The sequence below is a fragment of the Streptomyces wedmorensis genome, assembly GCF_000716445.1.
GTDB classification, from domain to species: Bacteria; Actinomycetota; Actinomycetes; order Streptomycetales; family Streptomycetaceae; genus Streptomyces; species Streptomyces wedmorensis.
The window spans coordinates 1-18,746 of record NZ_JNWK01000043.1 but is presented as its reverse complement, the minus strand read 5'-3'; the positions used below and the strand labels follow the sequence as shown (position 1 = coordinate 18,746).

The 18,746-nt window shown below is 68.9% G+C and carries 12 protein-coding genes and 1 pseudogene; 6 read left to right on the top strand and 7 right to left on the bottom strand.

Annotated elements, in window-relative coordinates; all coding sequences use genetic code 11:
• Window positions 1–16: 16 nt before the first annotated feature.
• Window positions 17–1,213, bottom strand: coding sequence for an ROK family protein (locus OO54_RS28865; RefSeq protein WP_033208138.1), 1,197 nt, complete (start codon window positions 1,211–1,213; stop codon window positions 17–19).
• A gap of 341 nt (window positions 1,214–1,554) precedes the next feature.
• Between OO54_RS28865 and OO54_RS46490 the strand changes: the two genes are divergently transcribed.
• The 3 genes from OO54_RS46490 to OO54_RS28850 all read left to right on the top strand — a co-directional run bounded on the left by OO54_RS46490 (window position 1,555) and on the right by OO54_RS28850 (window position 9,650).
• Window positions 1,555–3,894: a discoidin domain-containing protein gene (locus tag OO54_RS46490; RefSeq protein WP_033208135.1), complete on the top strand. Its 2,340-nt coding sequence runs from the start codon at window positions 1,555–1,557 to the stop codon at window positions 3,892–3,894.
• Between the two features lie 37 nt (window positions 3,895–3,931).
• Entirely contained in the window at window positions 3,932–6,091 is a 2,160-nt protein-coding gene (locus tag OO54_RS28855; protein ID WP_033208133.1) for an alpha-galactosidase, read from the top strand.
• A 1,096-nt stretch (window positions 6,092–7,187) separates the two neighbouring features.
• A complete protein-coding gene (locus OO54_RS28850; protein ID WP_033208130.1) occupies window positions 7,188–9,650 on the top strand; it encodes a GH92 family glycosyl hydrolase in 2,463 nt (820 codons plus the stop codon).
• 336 nt (window positions 9,651–9,986) lie between these two features.
• Here OO54_RS28850 and OO54_RS28845 read toward each other — a convergent pair whose 3' ends face one another.
• A complete protein-coding gene (locus OO54_RS28845) occupies window positions 9,987–10,775 on the bottom strand; it encodes a hypothetical protein (RefSeq protein ID WP_033208127.1) in 789 nt (262 codons plus the stop codon).
• A 679-nt stretch (window positions 10,776–11,454) separates the two neighbouring features.
• Between OO54_RS28845 and OO54_RS28840 the strand changes: the two genes are divergently transcribed.
• Window positions 11,455–12,330, top strand: coding sequence for an IS5 family transposase (locus OO54_RS28840; protein ID WP_033208124.1), 876 nt, complete (start codon window positions 11,455–11,457; stop codon window positions 12,328–12,330).
• Between the two features lie 10 nt (window positions 12,331–12,340).
• On the opposite strand, the gene OO54_RS28835 is transcribed toward OO54_RS28840, so the two are convergent.
• Both OO54_RS28835 and OO54_RS28830 read right to left on the bottom strand, forming a co-directional pair.
• The gene (locus OO54_RS28835; RefSeq protein ID WP_234439471.1) at window positions 12,341–12,817 is read right to left on the bottom strand and encodes a hypothetical protein; all 477 of its coding nucleotides are present in this window, start codon (window positions 12,815–12,817) and stop codon (window positions 12,341–12,343) included.
• A gap of 81 nt (window positions 12,818–12,898) precedes the next feature.
• Window positions 12,899–13,374, bottom strand: a pseudogene (locus OO54_RS28830) (transposase family protein); the annotation flags it as partial.
• A gap of 21 nt (window positions 13,375–13,395) precedes the next feature.
• Here OO54_RS28830 and OO54_RS28825 point away from each other — a divergent pair.
• Window positions 13,396–14,088, top strand: coding sequence for an IS5/IS1182 family transposase (locus OO54_RS28825; RefSeq protein WP_051787263.1), 693 nt, complete (start codon window positions 13,396–13,398; stop codon window positions 14,086–14,088).
• Window positions 14,089–14,100: 12 nt separating this feature from the next.
• Here OO54_RS28825 and OO54_RS28820 read toward each other — a convergent pair whose 3' ends face one another.
• From OO54_RS28820 to OO54_RS28810, 3 genes are all read right to left on the bottom strand, one after another.
• Window positions 14,101–15,246: an SMI1/KNR4 family protein gene (locus OO54_RS28820; RefSeq protein ID WP_033208115.1), complete on the bottom strand. Its 1,146-nt coding sequence runs from the start codon at window positions 15,244–15,246 to the stop codon at window positions 14,101–14,103.
• A 519-nt stretch (window positions 15,247–15,765) separates the two neighbouring features.
• Window positions 15,766–16,638 carry an AbiV family abortive infection protein gene (locus OO54_RS28815; protein WP_078905383.1) on the bottom strand — a complete coding sequence of 291 codons (873 nt, stop codon included), beginning with the start codon at window positions 16,636–16,638 and terminating at the stop codon, window positions 15,766–15,768.
• 411 nt (window positions 16,639–17,049) lie between these two features.
• Window positions 17,050–17,901, bottom strand: a complete 852-nt coding sequence (locus OO54_RS28810; RefSeq protein ID WP_033208109.1) for an IS5 family transposase — start codon at window positions 17,899–17,901, stop codon at window positions 17,050–17,052.
• A gap of 68 nt (window positions 17,902–17,969) precedes the next feature.
• Between OO54_RS28810 and OO54_RS28805 the strand changes: the two genes are divergently transcribed.
• Window positions 17,970–18,683 carry an MSCRAMM family protein gene (locus OO54_RS28805; protein ID WP_051787256.1) on the top strand — a complete coding sequence of 238 codons (714 nt, stop codon included), beginning with the start codon at window positions 17,970–17,972 and terminating at the stop codon, window positions 18,681–18,683.
• The last annotated feature ends 63 nt before the right edge of the window (window positions 18,684–18,746 follow it).

The window sequence follows — 18,746 nt, the reverse complement described above, 5'->3', positions numbered from 1 at the left end:
TCCGGTGGGTGCGCGGCTACAAGACGGCGGCGGTTGTACGGACGCCGTCCCGGCCGCCCTCGTACGCTCCGGACTTCAAGGGCCTCATGTCGATCCGTGCGGGGAAGGCGGGATCGCCGAGCAGGGTGTGGAAGGCGTGCGTGAGCGCGAGCTGCAGGGAGCCGAGCGCCGGGCCGAACGTCTGGTTCTCGGTGATCGCGAGCTTCACCGGGTACGCCTTGCGCATCATGGTGTGTAAACGCGCCGCGATCCGGTCGGTGAGAGCTTCCCGGTGGGCGAGCGGCCCGCCGAGGACGACCACCTCGGGGTCGACCGCCAGGGTCAGGTAGGCGATGTGGCGCGCGGCGCGAGCGGCGAACGCATCCAACTCCTCCTGCGCGGCCGGGTCACCACGGTCGGCGGCGTCCACGACCGGCAGGAACGATTCGACGTCGGCCCAGTGCGCGGGCGCGACCGGGCCGTCGTCGATCAGGTTGAGCTCCCCGGCCAGGTTCCGGCTGCCCCGCTGGACCCGCCCCTCCACGACCAGACCGGCCGCCACCTCGTGCCAGGCCAGGGCCAGGACGAACGTGTCGGCACCGCGGGCGGCGCCGTAGGCGTGCTCGGCTATCGCGGCGGCGTTCAGGTCGTGCTCGACGATGAGCGGTACGTCCCCGAAGACCAGCCCGGCCTCCGCGGGGGACAGTCCCTGGAGATCCGGATAGTGCGGGGCGTAGCTGATCCGCCCGTCCGGCCCGACACCGCCGGTGAGCGCGATGCCGAGACCGAGCCAGTCGCCGTGGGTGGCCTTCAGGGAGGCCACCAGGCGGTCCAGTCGTCCCCTGAACGCCCTGACCCGGTCCTGCCCGGATCGGGGTTCGGGGTCATGATGACGGCCCACGTGGAGGAGCCTGCCGGCGACGTCGCTGACGAGGATCCGCTCGTCGTGCTTGCCGATCTCGGCGCCGATCACGAAGCCGTGCCGGCCCCGGAACCGGAACCGGGAGGCGGGCCGGCCGCCCACGGGCGTCGGGGACTCCCCGTGCTCGGCCCCCGAGATGACCTCCACGAGGTGGGGGAGTTCGGCCAGTCGGTCCCGGACCGTCGGCCGGGACAGTCCGGTGACGTTCGCGAGCTCGCTGATCGTCGCCTCGCCCAGCGAGTGCAGCGCGGCGGCACAAGCCACGGTGGTCGTCCGCCCGGAGGCTCGGTCACCTGAGGCGAACGTGAACATGGCGTGCTCTCTTCGGAAGCCCTTCCGGTCGGGTCCCGGGGAGGGCCCCGCCCGAAGGTATGGCAAGGAGGTTTCGAATCCGGCTTTCGTAACCGGGTGGCAGGAACGTAAACGACGCGTCACCGGGCCTGCAACAGTTCCGAAAGCGAGAGGGGCAACCTTTCGGAACCTAGGCATAGGGCAGGTGTTTTCTTGCTTTCACCCTGATTCATCCTGTGGATACAAAGGCTTGCCCGGATGAGTTTCCGAACTCTTTCAGTCATGAACCCGTGTCGCCTACGTTTCCGCTACTTCACCAGGACGTGGCCCCAGGGCGGGCCCACCAGACGCAGGAGGCAGCGGTGGCAGATCGCGAGCACCCCTCAGCGAGGTCCGACGCGGGTACGGTCGGCGGTTCCGGCGGTTCCGGCGGCCCCGCCGGTCCGGGGCGCCGACAGCTCCTCGCGGCGATCGCGGCCGTCGGCGCGGGCACGGCCGCTTCCGGCCTTCTCGGCGCCTTCGGCCTCGGAGGGACCGCCGCAGCGGCGACCTCCGAGGCCAAGCCCGCCGCGACACTGCGCGCGACCATCGACGAGACGCACCCCGCGCACCTGGTCAACCTCGGGCAGAGCGACGAGCCGTACCAGGGCACGCTCGTCCAGCTGTGGGCCACGATCCCGGACAGCCTCAAGCCGTACTGCTACATCAACCTCATACCCGGCAGCGAGATCCACGACGTGCCGGCCGCGACCGACTGGATCCAGGCCCGGCTCGACACCGCCGAGGCGGCCGGCATCCCGGTCACCGTGCAGGTCGCCCAGGGCGCCACCGGCAACCAGGGCATTCCCGTCAGCAAGTGGCGGGCCTGGGCGCAGACCCACCCGAAGACCTTCGTCGGCCTCAACGCGGCCGAGCTGTACAACGGCATCGACCAGAGCAACTACCTGATCGACCTGTTCAACCTCGTCGGCGAACAGGGCATGCACTTCTTCTGGACCGACACCAACATCTTCGGCAATCACGGCATGATGCTGGACTACATGCAGAACAACGCCCGGTTCCTGCCGACCATGAAGGCGAACGCCAAGAACCTGGCCTTCCTCAACAAGGAGTCCTGGGCCACCGACTCCACCGACGCGCTGCTCAAGGGCCTGTGGCTCACCGGATACATCGGCAACTGGGGCTCGTCCACCGACTGGTGGAAGTGGGGCCTCGACAACAAGGGCGTCTTCCCCGGCGGCGAGGGCTGGCAGGACTGGAAGTTCATCCTCCAGTACCCGCAGGGGCTTCAAGTCCAGTCGATCGTCCGCGATCTGTCGCAGGGCGCGACCTGCTTCCTCGCGGAAGCCTCGTACTTCACCAACGGCGCCCTCGGAAACCGTTACGCCGGAGCACAGTTCGGCATCTACCCGCTGCTCCAGAGCATCCTCAACGGCTGGATCCAGATCCCCACTCGCGCCCAGGTCGCCGCCCAGCAGCAGGCCCTGATCAAGGGCATCGCCGCCTACTCCACGCCGGGCTGGAACGGTTCCGTCAACAACGCCATGGCCGTCGACGGGCGGTACGGGATGGTCTCGCTGGTCCCCACCACGATGCCCGCCGCCGACCTGACCGGCTTCACCACCGTCACCTCCAAGCAGCCGACCAGCTACTACGACGGGCTGTTCCCCGGCTACGCCCGAACCGGCAACGGCTGGGTCGTGCGCTCCGACGGCACGAACAAGCAGTGGTACTACACCAACCCCGTCATGTGGGAGCAGCGCAAGACCGCCTCGGTCATCCCCCTGACCAACGTGCCCGGCGCGCAGGTGACCGTCAGCTCCGACGAACACGCCAGCGTGATCATCCAGGAGAACCCCTCCAACCTCGGCGTCCATGTCTTCAACTACCGCCTCAACCTGACCGACGCCATCTCCCAGGTCGTCGACGAGGCCGACACCGTCGCCTTCGGCCAGAACTACATGGCGCCTCGCCTCGACGCCGCCGGCAACCCGGTCGTCAACGCCGACGGCTCGATCACCACGGTCGGCAACCGCACCCTGCCGGACCAGACCTCCCGTGACGTCCGCAACGTCACCCTGACCATCGTCGGCACCTGGAACGGCGGCCAGCCACGCGTCACCTTCGACGACCAGGCGGGCATGACGCGCCCGTACACGAAGACCCAGACCTGGGACGCCGCCACCGGCACGCTCACCCTCAGCCTCACCATGAACGGGACCAGCCACTTCAACGTCCAGATCAACGGCGGTGGCCCGCACGTCCTGCCCCGCGACGGCTGGACCGTGACCTACACCGACAGCCAGGAGACCGCCGCCGAGAACACCCGGGCCACCAACGTCCTGGACGGCAACATGTCCACGTTCTGGCACACGGCGTGGTCGGACACCGACCCGGACCCCGCCTGCCCGCACGAGATCCAGCTCGACATGAAGAGCAGCCGTACGGTCTCCGGGTTCACCTACCTGCCGCGGCAGGACGGACCCAAGAACGGCTGGGTCGGCGGCTACGAGTTCTACGTCTCCGCCGACGGCACGAACTGGGGCAGCCCCGTCGCCACCGGTACGTTCGCCGCCGACGCCACCCTGAAGACCGTACGGTTCCCCGCCACCGCCGGCCGATACGTGCGGTTCCGCGCGCTGTCGGAGGTCAACGGCAACCCCTGGACCTCCTGCGCCGACCTCACGGTCATCGGCCTGTGACCCGCCCCCGGGCGACCCCACCGGAGACAACGCACTCATGACCCCGCACCACCACCAGGACCTGGCCGTGCTCGCCGCGGCCGGGTCCGCCCTGGTCCTCGACGCCTCGGGCCCCCACCTCCCCGCCGTCCTGCACTGGGGCGCCGACCCGGGCGAGCTGGACGATCCCCAGGAGCTGCTGCTCGCCCTCACCCCGGGATGGCCCGTTGCCTCCGTCGACCAGCCCGTACCCCTGCGGCTCGTCCCGCACCAGGCCGACGGCTGGACCGGACGCCCCGGCATCACCGGCCACCGCGACGGCGCCCACCCCCACCTGCGCCTGCGCCTCACCGATCCCGTGGTCTGCGTCCCCACGCACCGCGGGGGAGGCCACCTCCGGATCGCCGCAGCCGACCCGGACGCGGGAGTGACTGTCCGCACGGATGTCGAGATGGACGCCTTCGGCGTCATCCGAATCCGCCACACCCTCGGCAACGACGGTCCCGGCACCTTCACCCTCGACTTCGCGGCCTGCCTGCTACCGGCCGGCGACCAGGCCACCGAAGTCCTCGACTTCACCGGCCGCTGGGCGAACGAACGCCGCCCCCAGCGCGGACCGCTCCACCACGGACTGACCCTGCGCGAGTCCCGCCGCGGCCGCACCGGCCACGACGCCACCGGCCTCCTCGCCGTCGGACAGCCCGGATTCGGCTTCCGGCACGGCCAGGTGTGGGCCGTCCACACCGGCTGGAGCGGCAACCACCTCCACTACGCCGAACGCGTCCCCGAACACGGCCCCGTCCTCGGCGGCGGCGAACTGCTCGGCCCCGGCGAGATCCGCCTCGGCCAAGGCGAGACCCACCGCACCCCCTGGACGTACTTCGCCTGGTCCGACGCCGGACTCGACGGCCTGTCCGACCGCCTGCACCGGCACCTTCGTGCACGCCCCGGCCACCCCCGCACCCCACGGCCCGTGACGCTCAACACCTGGGAGGCGGTCTACTTCGACCACCGCCTCGACACCCTCACCGACCTCGCCGAACGCGCCGCTGCCGTCGGCGTCGAACGCTTCGTCCTCGACGACGGCTGGTTCACCGGCCGCCGCGACGACACCGCCGGCCTCGGCGACTGGACCGTCGACACACAGGTGTGGCCCGACGGGCTGCACCCGATCGTCGACCGGGTGCGGGAACTCGGCATGCAGTTCGGCCTCTGGGTCGAGCCGGAAATGATCAACCCTGACTCCGACCTCGCCCGCGCCCATCCCGACTGGCTGCTCACCACCCCGGGCCGGCCCGCCCTGGCCGCCCGGAACCAGCAGGTCCTCGACCTGGCCCACCCCGACGCGTACGCCCACATCGCCGCCCGCCTGCACGCGCTCGTCGACGAGTACGGCATCGCCTACCTCAAGTGGGACCACAACCGCGACCTGCTGGAAGCGGTCCACGACGGGACCACGGGGGTCCACGCCCAGACGGCCGCCGTCTACCGGCTCCTTGACGAACTACGCGACCGGCACCCCGGCCTGGAGATCGAGTCCTGCTCCTCGGGCGGCGCGCGCATCGACTACGGCATCCTGGAACGCACCGACCGCGTCTGGGCCTCCGACACCAACGACCCGCTCGAACGCCAGGCAATCCAGCGCTGGACCGGCCTGCTCGTCCCGCCGGAGCTCATGGGCTGCCACGTCGGCGAGGCCCGCGCCCACACCACCGGACGCGTCACCTCCCTCTCCACCCGCCTCGCGACCGCCCTGTACGGCCACGCCGGCATCGAATGGGACCTCACCCGTTGCCCCGACGACGAACTCGCTCAACTGACGGCGTGGGTACGGCTCCACAAGCGCCTCCGCCCCCTCCTCCACACCGGCACCACCGTCCACGCCGACCATCCGGACCCCGCCGCCTGGCTCCACGGCGTCGTCTCCGAGGACCGCCGCCACGCCCTCTTCACCCTCGCCCAGCTCACGGCGTCGATGGACTCCGTCCCATCCCGCCTCCGCCTCCCCGGCCTCGCCCCGGACCTCACCTACACCGTCACAGTCCGCCCGGAGTTCCCCTTCACCCAGTCCCACCCCAGCACCGCCGTCCCCTGGATCACCAACGGCACGATCCGCGCCCGGGGCGCCATCCTCGCGGACCTGGGGCTGGCGGCCCCGCTGCTGGATCCGGCGCAGTGCCTGGTCCTGGAGGTGGAAGCGAACGACGGCGACACCTGATCAACGGGTGCCGCTCCACGGAACCGGCAGCGCGCCGAGGGCCGTGACGAACGCGGCGCCCACCGGGACAAGGCGGGGGGTCGCGTCAGACCGGAGGGGACAGGAGAGTAGTAGTACTCCACCATCACAAGGACATCTGCACGTGCGTCGACTAGACCGTCGCGATGGTCGCCTCACTCCAGAAGAGCGACAACTCGCGCATCGATGACACGGAGCCGTACGACAACGTTTCCCGGGGCGTTGCGTCCTATCTCCTGCCTCCGAGCATCGTGGCCGAGCAGAATGCGGCCGAGGCCTGCGCAGACGACCCGAGGCCGCCTCCGCTCATCAAATGACCCCACGTCGCGCTCCCGTCCTCCGGCCGCTCGTGCCGCAGCACCCTACGCCCCCCGTACCGCCCGAAGCGCACTCATGCGCCCACGTACCGGAGTATCGAGCGACAGAATGGACGCACCCGTGCACGGAGCACTCGACATCGGCGGCACCAAAATCGCCGGAGGGCCCGTGGATAACCGTCGCCTGTCGGCTCGGGCGCAGTGCGCCACGCCGGCACACGGCTCGACCGAGGAGATGACGGCCATGGTCACGACGCTCCTCGACGACCTCGCGGCTCGACCGGAGTTGACCTCGCTCATCGGGGTCGACCTCGGAGGGGACAGTCCCGCGGAAACCGTAAGACAGGCGTTGTCCATACATATATCTGTACGGCCTCGGCGTGGAGATCACGGCAAGTTCCGACGACGTCCTGCGCTGCGGGCTGACGAAGAAGCACGTGGACGCGCCCGAGACTCCTGAAGGCCGTCCGCTTCGCCATGCGCACTCATACGAGGAGAGGCGCCGCGCACTCCCACACCGCTGTCCTCAGCCCCTGCTGTGCCTCGTCGGCTCGGTGACCGTCGCTTCAGCCGAGGGCGCGGCGGACCTCGGGCCCAGCCGTGCCGTCTACGTCTCCGCAGGCGAGACGCTGCGTCAGGGGGCGGGGGGAACGGTGTTCCCGCCACGACCGGACTCGACCGGCCCTGATCGACACGACACCCCAAGCCACCGGGACGCGCGAGCCCGGCAGGACCAACACATGGGAAGGAAGTGCTCCATCATGAACGCGCTCCGAAGAATCCGAAGAAGACGAGAGGGCCGTCCGGCGACCGTCCTCGGAGCAGCCCTGGTCTCGGTCGGGCTGCTCCTCCCGCTGCTCGGCAGTCCCGCGGCGAGCGCGGCCTCCGTCCCGGCGCCCCTTGTCCGGAACCCCGTCGCGTACGTGGACCCGCTGATCGGCACGGCCAACGGCGGCAACACCTACCCCGGTGCCACCATGCCGTTCGGGATGATCGGCTGGTCGCCGACCAGCACCGCGGGCGACCAGACCAACACCGCCGCCGCCAACGGCTACTCGTACTCCACCACACGGCTGCGCGGCTTCTCCCTCACCCATGTCAACGGCGCGGGCTGCCACCCCGGTGCGGCGGGCGACGTGCCGATCATGCCCTTCGTCGGGGACGTGGACTCGTCGCCGACCGCCGATACCAAGGACGCCACATACGCCGCGAACTTCTCGCACGCCGACGAGAAGGCTGAGCCCGGCCGCTACCGGGTGGGCCTCGATTCGGGCGTCACCACTGACCTCGCCGTCACGAAGCGGGCCGGCGTCGCCGACTTCACCTTCCCTCAGGACCGGCCCGCCAACTTGCTCTTCCGGGTCTCCAACTCCCTCAACGGCAGCGAGGACGCGCACGTCGACATCGACACCGCGCGACAGAAGGTCACTGGCTGGGTGGAGACCGGCGCGTTCTGCGGCCGTCGTGCCAACGGTGGTACCCCCAACAACAACCGCAAGAGCTACTACCGCCTGCACTTCAGCGCCACCTTCGACCGTCCCTTCTCCACCGTGGGCACGTGGCACGACGGAGAGCTGAGCCCGGGGTCCATCAGCGCCGGCGGAGGCGAGGGCTATCTGACCGGTGCGAGCCGGGCCGGCCGCGGCTCCGGAGGCTACGTCTCCTTCGACACGTCGGCCGACCCCGTCGTCCACATGCGGCTCGGTATCTCCTACGTCTCTCTGGCCGGTGCCGAGGAGAACCTGCGAACCGAGATCGCCCCGGCCGCCGGCGTCGAGGACGTGGCGCAGGCCGGCCGCAGGTCCTGGGACCAGGTCCTCAGGAAGGTACGGGTCGGCCGCGGGGATGAGGACCGTCTCACCGCCTTCTACACCGCGCTCTACCACTCCCTCCAGCAGCCCAACGTGATCAGCGACCGGGACGGTCGCTACGTGGGCATGGACCGAAGGGTCCACCGGCTCGCCGACGGCCAGGCGGCGCAGTACAGCAACTTCTCCGGCTGGGACCAGTACCGTGCCCAGGTGCAGTTGCTCGCCCTGCTCCAGCCGCGCGTGGCGGGCGACTTCGCTCAGTCGCTGTACAACTTCGCGCAGCAGAACGGCGGCGTCTGGGACCGCTGGGTGCACATCAGCGGAGCCACCCATGTGATGACCGGAGATCCCTCGGCGGCGACCCTGGCGACCTTCTACGCCATGGGGGTGCGTAACTTCGACGTCCAGGGCGCCTTCGCCTCGCTCTACCGCCAGGCCACCGTGCCGCACCCTTCCGAACTGTCCTACGCGGGCTGCCCCGGCCAGTGCGAGGCCGCACGCCCCAACCTCACCGCGTACAAGCAGCTGCGCTACGCCCCGCAGGACCAGTGCTACTGCTGGGGCGGCGCCGCCGAGACGCTGGAGGCCTCCGTCGCCGACGCGGCCCTCGCGCAGTGGGCACAGCAGCTGGGCCACGAAGAGGAGCACCAGGTGCTCAGCGAGCGCGGTGGCTACTGGAAGAACGTGTTCAACCCCGCCGCCACCCCGGACGCCGGCTACATCCAGGCCCGCAACGCGGACGGCTCCTGGGTGACCCCCTTCGACCCGGTTTCCCAACACGGCTTCGCCCAGGGCAGCGCCGCCACCTACCTGTGGATGGTGCCCCAGGACGTCCAGGGACTCGCCACCGCCATGGGCGGCCGGGAGAAGGCAGCGACCCGCCTGGACGCCTTCTTCCACAAGCCTGACGGCTCCTGGTCCGTCCGCGGAGGCGACGCGCTGCGCTACGACCCCACCAACGAGCCCGGCATCCACGCCCCTTGGCTCTACAACGCGCTCGGCCAGCCGTCGAAGACCCAGGAGACCGTGCGCCAGATCGTCGACACCGTGTACGGAACGGGCCCCGCAGGCCTCCCCGGCAATGACGACCTGGGCACGATGTCGGCGTGGTACGTCTTCGCCACGCTCGGCATCTACCCGAAGGCACCGGGCTCGGGCGACCTGCTCCTCGGCACCCCGGTCTTCCCCCGCGCCGTCATCGCCGCAGCGGGAGACCGCGCCGAGATCACCATCGACGCACCCCACGCCTCCCGCACCACCCCGTACGTGCGGTCGGTGACCCTGGACGGCGCGCCCCACACGTCGTCATGGGTGGATGCCTCGCTCGTGCGCCGGGGCGGCTCGCTCTCCTTCGTGGTGAGCGACCGGGCCGACACCGGCTGGGCGACCGACCCGGGCAGCCTGCCTCGCTGACGCTCTCCGGGGCGGCGCCGTGAGCAACGGCCGCCGTGGCCCGCGACAGCCACCGGGTCACGGCGACCGCGCGGCGGCGCCCCGCTTGACCCCGCTCTCCATCGGCGGTCGGGCTCTACGCTTCCTGTTGCGGCGTCGCTCGGCCATGGCGGGCCGGGCTCCGCGTGGGTCAAGGCCGCTGTAGCGACCGCCGTGAACCAAGCACGGCGGCGCGTGATGTCGTCGGCCGCGTGGTCCGTTATCGGGTGCTGCACATCACGTGGAGGTCAACGTCGATCGGCTCCCAGAGGCTGCCGGCATGGATCCACCAACCGTCGCGGTCGGCTCCCTCGCTCATCAGACCGGGCCTGGACGCGATGAGCACCGGCTCCTGACTGTTCGCGGCGGCGCCGCCGCTGGTGACCCGCCGCCCGTCGAGGCAGGTGAGGAACCCGCCGGCGGGCTGTTCGTGCTGACCTTGTAGGTCGTCCACACGTTGTCGGCGATGGGGTCGGCGCAGGTCACGAACCCGAGTACGCCGACGTCGCTGTTGGACCTGTTGGGGCCGGCGACCGTCCATGTCGTCGGTCCGGACGCGGCGAAGGCCGACGGGTAGCTCTTGGTGAGAGAGCTGCCGGCGCTCTGGATCTCGGCCCCGCCGCCGAGGGCGGTCTTGCCCGCCGGGCAGGAGACCGTGACGGTCTGATCGCTCGGGACCTGGACGAGCGTGGCCTTCACCAGCTCGTAGCCGCTGGGAATGATGGCGCAGACCGCCCATACGTTCACGGTGGTGGGATTCCTGCCGAAGTTGCGGGCGTTGCCGATCCACCCCCTGGCCTTGTTCCCGTTGTAGCGGGCGTAGGGGAAGCTCCCGACCAGGCCGACGGCGTCGTAGCCGACGCTGGGGGCCACCGCCTCGGTGCCGCCACTGATGGCGTAGGTCCCGTCGGGGCACTCCACTTGGACCTGCTGGAAGTCGGCGACGGTCTTCGTCGCCTTGACGACCCGGACCAACTGGAGCCGCGCTGGGGTGGTGTCGGCGGCGGCGTGCTGGGCCGGCACTGCTACCGACACGGCCAGCCCGAGGGCGGTGGCGCACCAGCCGAACCGGGAGGAAGCCCGGGACAGGAACTGCTGAAAGATCATTGATCCTCGATCTGTGAGAGCGCGACACGACGCGCAGCGCGATCAAGGTATTGCTGTGCGTGACCACCCGCCTGGCGGGTGTCACTGGATCTGGTGACACCCGCTTTTGCGCGGAGCCTGCGCGGCCGGGCCGCGATGGAGCCAAGGCAGGCCTTGATCGGGCAGGTGCCTGCCCGATCAACACCGGCGGTCGACTCGCGTGAAGGGGCGCACGGACCCTTGTTCGGCCTGGGCGCCGAAGGATCCGCCCTTGGCCGAAACGCCGAGCTTCGATGCACATGTGACGGGTGGGCCGTTGGGTCACCGCCCTGGGCTACAGCGGGCGGTCAGTTGATCGGGCGAGAGCGAAGGAGCGAGCCCGGCTCTGATGAGTTCCTGGATGGCGTACGGAAACAGGCCAACCGCCTCATCGAGCAGTCCATGGAGGAGTGGGACCGCGTCAGCCGAGGTGAGGCCCCTGCGGGCTGAGCCGGAGTTTTGGTCCGTGACTGGTCCTAAAGGGCTGGTCAGGATCGGGACACCGGTGGGGTGAAGTGGGAGTTTCGATGCAAACACGACCCCGTGATATGCGGGGTGAGCGAGAGGCGCCTGACAGGTAAAAGACCAGGTCAGGCGCCTCTTTTCGGGCCCCTAGGTCGTGTATCGAAAGTGGATCTTGGAGCGTGAATGATCACGGTTCGTGAGTCGGGGAGATCTCACGGACGAACAGTGGGCAACGCTGGAGGCGTTGCTGCCGAAGGGGACGAAGGCGGGGTGGCCTCCCGTCTGGCCTCGGCGGCGACTGATCGACGGCATACGGTTCCGGGTCCGGACCGGTGTTCCGTGGCGAGACGTACCGGTCGAGTACGGGCCGTGGAGCCGGGTCTACGACTTGTTCCGCCGGTGGCAGCGGAACGGTACCTGGCAGCGGATCCTCAGCCGTCTCCAGTCCCTGGCCGACGCGGAAGGTGCGATCACATGGGACCTGAGCGTCGACTCCACGGTGTGCCGCGCTCATCAGCATGCGGCCGGGGCCCGCAAACAAGGTGACCTGCAGAAGGAACCGCCGGGCGGTGTGTCTACCGAGCCCGGTGATCACGGGCTGGGACGGTCGCGCGGCGGGTTCACCACCAAGCTGCACCTGGCCGTCGAGCAGGGCCAGAAGCCCATGTCGATCGTGGTGACCGCCGGGCAGCGCGGGGACTCACCGCAGTTCGAGCCGGTGCTGGCCAAGGTCCGCGTACCCCGCATCGGGCCGGGCCGGCCGCGCGTCCGCCCCAACCGGGTCCGCGCGGACAAAGCGTATGCCTCCCGCAGGAACCGCGCCTACCTGCGCCGCCGCGGGATTCGCTGCACCATCCCGGACAAGGCCGACCAAGCGCGCAACCGCCGGAAGCTCGGCTCCCGCGGTGGGCGGCCGCCGCATTTCGACCCGGTCGACTACCGCGAGCGTCATGCGGTCGAGTGCGGGATCAACCGCTTCAAGAGACACCGCGCTGTCGCCACTCGGTACGACAAGCTCGCGGTCCGCTACGAGGCGACTGTCCTCGTCGCTGCCATCAACGAGTGGCTGTGAACCTCGGCCATCACACCGTGGGATCCACGTTCCACGTCTCCGGCAGATTGCTGCCGCAGAAGACGCAGACGAAGTCGTCCTCGCGCACGATGTTGTGCTCCTGGCAGCCAGGACATCGCCGGAACACCACTTCGTGGGTGAGGCCGGAGGGGCGCTCGAGCCCTACGTCGTCCAGAGCACGAGCGACTTCCGACCAGGAACCGATGTCGGGGCAGTAGCCGGTGGACTGGTTGCTGATCTCGCTCACGGCCCACCTGCCCGCCTCGCGCACAAAACCAATCTCGCCGGCACTCAGAACCGTGTCTCCGCCGGCACAGGCCACGTGCTCGCTCCGGCGCGGCGCCAGCCGGAGCACACCGTCCGTGCCGACCACGAAGGTGAACGGCTCGGCCAGCTCCGCCGCCGATCGCCCAGCGATCCAGTTGTCGAATTCTGCTGCTGAGCTGATCCGGCACCCGTCACTGCCAGGCCGGACCGCAGCCTTCAGCTCCACCGGTCCGACATATCGGTAACTCCGCCCCCGCGCACTCACGTCAGCCAACCTAGAGCACTTCCGACACACGCCCTAGTCCGCCCAGCACTTCAGCCTCGCATCGGCGAGCGCGTCGATGATTCCGTGAGTCCTCGCGGCGGGGAGATCGTGGGTGGATCCGGGCAGTGCCGGGGTTGCCCACAGCAGTCGGCCGAATGGATCGGTGAGGACCGCCTGGACGTTCATGCCGTGGCGGTTTGTGCTTGCCCGAGCAGCAGCACGAACGCCTTCGTCGGCGCCGACCTCATCGCCTCGGTGAGCCACGGGGCGAGGTTGGCCAGGATGTCGACGGCCTCACGTATGTAGCGGTACACCGTCGCGATGCCGATGCGGAACCCGGTGGCGAGCTGGGCGCAAGTATCGCCACACCGCAGGTGGGCCAGAGCGAGCAGGGCTTGTCGGCCGGCCGCGAGACGTCGCCACCGGGTCCCGATCTCCACCCGCCGAGAACGGAGGTGCCGGGCCAGGAAGCGCAGAGTGCGGCTGATCGATCCGCACTCGACCTGCCTCATGCGCTCGTGGAGTGGGTCACCATGCTGGTTGTCACCCGTGAGGGCGACCGGCGTTGCAAGCTCCGTCCGTCCCAGCGGGCGATGGTGGCAATGGTGTACCTACGCGAGCACACCACTCTGGCGAAGATTGCCGCCGGGTTCGGGATTAGCGAGTCCACCGCCCACGCCTGCACCCGCGCGGCCGTCGACCTGCTTGCCGAACGAGCACCGGCTCTGCTCAAGACGCTGCGCGAGCACGGTCCCGACGTCATCCTGCTCGACGGCACCCTCGCCGAGTGCGACGGGGTCGGCGACGGCCGGGCTGACTACTCCCACAAGCACCGGCGCCACGGAGTGAACGTGCAGGTCGTCACCGACCCCTGTGGCCGGTTGCTGTGGCTCTCGCCCGCCCTGCCGGGCCGCACACACAACCTGACTGCCGCCCGCACCCACCGCATGGTCCGGATCTGCGAGCGTCAGGGCGTTCCCATCCTGGCCGATCTCGCCTACCAAGGCGCAGGACCGTGGCTGACGACCGGCATCAAACGCAAGCCACTCCAGGAACTCACTTCTACCGAAAAGACCCTCAACCGGGCGTTGGTCGCAGCGCGAGCGCCCGTTGAACGCGGTGTCGCGATCCTGAAGTCCTGGCGGATCTCCCGCAGGTCCCGGTACAGCCCCAACCGCATGACGTCAATCGTCAAGGCCATCCTCACGTTGGAGCGACAGCGCTGAAAACCCCTGGGGTCAGTCCTGATCTTGGGTGTACTGGGCCGCGTACCAACTGGAGTCGATGACAGGGTTGCGCAGCGCCGCCCAAAAACGGTCGTCAGGTATCGGTGGCAGGGAGGGATGGCCCAGGTCCGCATGCAGATCCGCACGCCAGTCGAGAGTGAAGTGGCTTCGCATGTTCGCGCTTTCGCACACGGACCTGTACGGGGACCCCCAGATCCCGAGCGCTATCTGCTCCGCGGCCCACCTGCGCGTGCGGTCTCGTCCGGTGTCGGCCTGCGCGAGCACCGTGCGGAGTCGCAAGGCGAGCGGGCCGGTCTGGTCCGGCTGTGGCGGGGCCGCACCGCGCTCCCAAGCGTCCAGGGCTGCCTTGACCTCCGGGTAGTGGTTCAGGCCCGTTTCGACCGCCAGTCTGCGCAGTTGCTTCCGCGCGGCCTCAACCACCCGCTCATACGGCAGGGTCGCGATCAGTGCACCGAGTTCCTCGTGTCCGTCCAGGTAGCTCACGTGGAGGAGGTCGGTGGGACTGTAGGACAGGTCCAGCTCTGGCAACTGCTCATCCGGTGCGGGAAGGGGCTCGTCGGCACTGTACTTCGGCCTGGCAGGCAGAGGCGCTTCCCGGAACAGCCGGCCGTTGAAGGTGACGATACCGGCGTCCTGGCCGCGCTCAAGCTGGTCGGCCTCTGCGGCCAGATACTCGCCCAGCGAGTCGGCCTGCCCGAAACTGGTGCCGGTCTCGTCGAAGAACCGCCCGATCGCACCGAAGGAGTCCCGCCCGGTACGGCAGTCCACCAGAAGGCCGTCCGACGTCACGTCGTAAGAACCGAACTTCACGTAGCCGTGAAGCCAGTAGCACTCGGCCTCTCCGTCGATGCCCTGGCCGATGCCGCGCATGAACCCGGTGTCCCCGAGGATTCCGCTCACCCCGAGCAGCCGGTCGCCCGAGCTGAACCGGAAAGCCTCAGGTCCCTCCAGCGCTCCGTTGTGCCGGAGGAGTGAAGCGACCAGGTGAGGAGGAAAGGTGACCCCCAGTTCCTGTTGCGCTACCACGATCTCCTCGTCTCCTGCGGGCGGCCGTAGCGTGGCGAAAGTGCGGGGCGCGTGTTCGCGCAGCCACGCGTCGATGCGAGTCCATGAGGCCTGGACCAGGTCTGATGTCATGGTTTCGACCTTAGAGCCAGCTGCTGACAACAGCTTGATCGTCGCTCACCGACCTTGCCTCCGGGTTGGCGTTCAGGCCGGCAAGCTCGAGTGGACCCTTGTCCCGGCTCACCAAGCTGCCGGCACCGGACGCTGCAGCCGCCCACTCGACGCTGAAGCGCTCAGTCGCAATCACCCGATCGGTGGCCAACTCGAAGAAGCTCAATGATGCCTGTAGTACGGCGGAGGGCGGCCGGAGGCGCGGTGGCCTGGGCGCACAGAAGGGCCCCAGGGGTCACCGGGGCCCTTCTGCGGGTGGTGCTACTGGGCCACCGCCTCGATGATGACCAGGCCCACCTCCACGACCCACTCGGTGCGGATCGCCTTACAGGTACGCTTGGCGGCGTCCCACCAGGCGTTGTTGCCCCGGCCGTGCTTCGGCTACTTCCTGTTGCCCACGTCGACCTCACGGGGTCCGGGGGGCGCGGCGCTCCCCGTTCACCCCTTCCGCGGGAGCTGGTACGTTTTACAGTACGGATTTCACGTGACCTCGGTCACATTCGCTCCGGGCTGGGTCGGCATGGCAGGGCCTTCGACGGCTGCGGCAGAAATGCGCATGGTTGCGAGTTCGTCGGCGACGAAGTTCGCCGGCAGGCCGGCAGCGGTAGCGCGCTCCTCCCAGTCCGCGATCAGCTCGTCGACGAACGGCGCTGCCCAGGTGCCCTTGACGGCTTCCGGGAAGGGCACTTCGGCTCGGACGAGCAGCCGCGCCATAGTGATGGTCTGCGCTCCCAGCTCGGCGAGGGAGTCGTCGTCCATCTCGGCGTAGACGGCCTGGTACGCCTCGCTCTGGCGCATCCGGCCGAGGACCCGCATGTAGACCTCCGGATCCTCCAAGGCCTCTTCGGATTCGGCGGAGAGCGCCATCACCGCCTCGACGACCTGGAGTATCTGACGGGCTTGCTCCTCCGTGATGTCACTGGGCTTCAGCACGTGCCCCGACGAGTTGGCGTCCGTGTAGAAGCCGCGCATCTTGTTCTTGTGCGTGCGGCGCGCGTCTCTGAGGGCCAGCTTGAACAGCTCCTCCATCCCCTCCGGCATCTCCTCGTTCATCATGCCGAGCATCATGAAGGCGTAGAACGCCTTCATCTCGTGGCTGTTGAAGGCCTTGCGGAAGACCTCCTCGTTCGCCAGACGCTGCTCGTGGGGCTGAAGGAGAGCCGACGTGCAGATCATGGCCTTGCCGAGCTCTTCGAGGACGAGAGCCGCATTGGCGAAGGCGACCGACCAGATGCCGACGTCGAGGACCGCGCGGGCGGCGATCAGGTGCTGGCGGGCGTGCTTGTGCGCCTCGGAGGCCAGCGTGATGAGGACCCGGTCCGTCTCTTCCGGGTCAGAGAGCAACATTGCCATCAGAACACTGTGACAGCGGCCGTTGTTCAATGCACCAGAGTTCCGCGACCCCGATAGCCGAGGTCCGCGGGTCAGAACAGTGCGGGCGCCTCCGGCTCCGCCTGGTCCTGCTCGGCGGGCTCTTCGGCGGGAGTTCCATCGACCTGGCGCAGGACACGAGGAGCGTCCCGGGCTCACGGTGCATCAGGGCGGGGTCGTGGCACCACAGGCAGCCATTGCTGAGGCGTCCGGCGACCGGGCCGACGGCGATGGGCCGGTCGCACTTCTCGCAGCGGACATGTGACAGCTTCATCGAGCCAGTGTGTCGGACACTGCGGGGGCGGGGCCTCGGATCCGTTCAATGCCCGAGGGAAGGGCTGGGTGATGAATTCGGCCGCGCGCCAGCTCACTTAGAGGGCATCTGATCAATGTTCACGCCACTGTGGGAGGGGTGTCCGTTTCGATTCGCCAGGTTGGTGCAGATTCTCCGGTGAGTTCGCGGCTCATTTTGTTAGCCATCGCCCAATGGATCATCGTTCGGGATCTCTGCGGCAGTGCCTCGTAGTCACGTGCCAGGCGGCGGTGCTGCATCAGCCAGCCGAAGGTCCGCTCGATCACCCACCGTTTGGGCAGCGGCTGGAAGCCCTTCTCTCTCGGCCGCTGCACCACCTCCACATCGATTCCGAGGCCGGCGCCGTGCTGGATGACGCTGGTCTGGTAGCCACCGTCGGCCCACACCTTGGTCACACTCGGATGGGCCGCCGCCAGCTCGGTCAGAGCCTGCTTGCCGCCGGCGGAATCATGGACGGAAGCCGCAGTGACAAGGACGGTCAGGACCAGGCCGAGGGTGTCGGTGATCAGGTGACGCTTACGCCCTTTGATCTTCTTGCCGGTGTCGATGCCCTGACTCGCCTCGGCGACATTCCCCGAGGTCTTCACGCTCTGGGCATCCACCACGGCCGCGGACGGCTCCACCGTTCGGGCGGCTGCCCGGCGGGTCCTGTCCCGCAACAGATCGTGGACCTGCTCGGTGGTTCCGTCCGCCTCCCACTTGGCGTAGTAGTCGTAGACGGTCTTGAACGGCGGGAAGTCGTGCGGAAGGTACTCCCACGGGATCCCGGTGCGGTTGACGTAGAGGATCGCGTTCACGATCTCCCTCAGATCATGCACCCGCGCTGCCGGCCCGGGCCCTGAGCGGGCCGCCCGCCAAGCAACGAACACGGGCTCGATCAACGCCCAACGGGCATCGGAGATGTCACTGCGATACGCACGTCGAAGTGTCACGTCCCGGACAACGAGCGCTACGGCCTACAGTCACAAGAGCATCCCATAACACCAACTACCTAGATCAGATGCCCTCTAAGGCAGAGGCCACGGACAGCGGCGGTCTGCGCATCATCAAGACGAACCCCGAAGGAAATCCCGTCACCGGCACCGGATTTCAACTGCTCGACACCACCGGCAAGACCATCGCCGACGGCAAGACCGGCAGCGACGGCACCCTGACCTTCTCCGGCCTGGCACCGGGCATCGCCCGGCTCAAGGAGACCACTTCCGGAAGCCCCCTCCTGGGCACCGTCCCCGACCAGGACGTCGTCATCGTCCCCGGCCCACCTGCGGACTTGCCGATCACCGACCCCTACAGGGCCGCCGCACTCACCCTCAAGGTCACCGACAAGACCACCGGCAAGGGCCTGGCAGGCGCGGTCGCCAACGTCGTCCCGAAGGGCGCCAAGGACGACAAGGGCGCCTTCACCCTGACCACCGGCAAGGACGGCACCGCCAAGGCACCCCTCCCGATCGGGAAGAAGACCGGCACCACCTACACCGTCACCCAGACCAAGGTCCCCGCCGGCTACCGGTCTCAGACCACATCCGTCGACGTCGCTGCCGTCCCCGGCCAACCCGTCACACCCTCCTTCGCCAACACCAGCACTGCCGCGCCGCCCACCCAGAAGCCGACCGCGCGGCCGACCGGCCGACCCACCGCGTCAGCCTCCGACCAGCCGATCCCCAGCAGCTCTCAGTCCGCTAGGTCCTGTCCGGCCGATCAAGGCCGGCCCTAGGGGTTCTGCAAGGATGCTGGGATGCAGCACCTGCCGGATGACCCGTCGCTCCTGCCCGCCCCG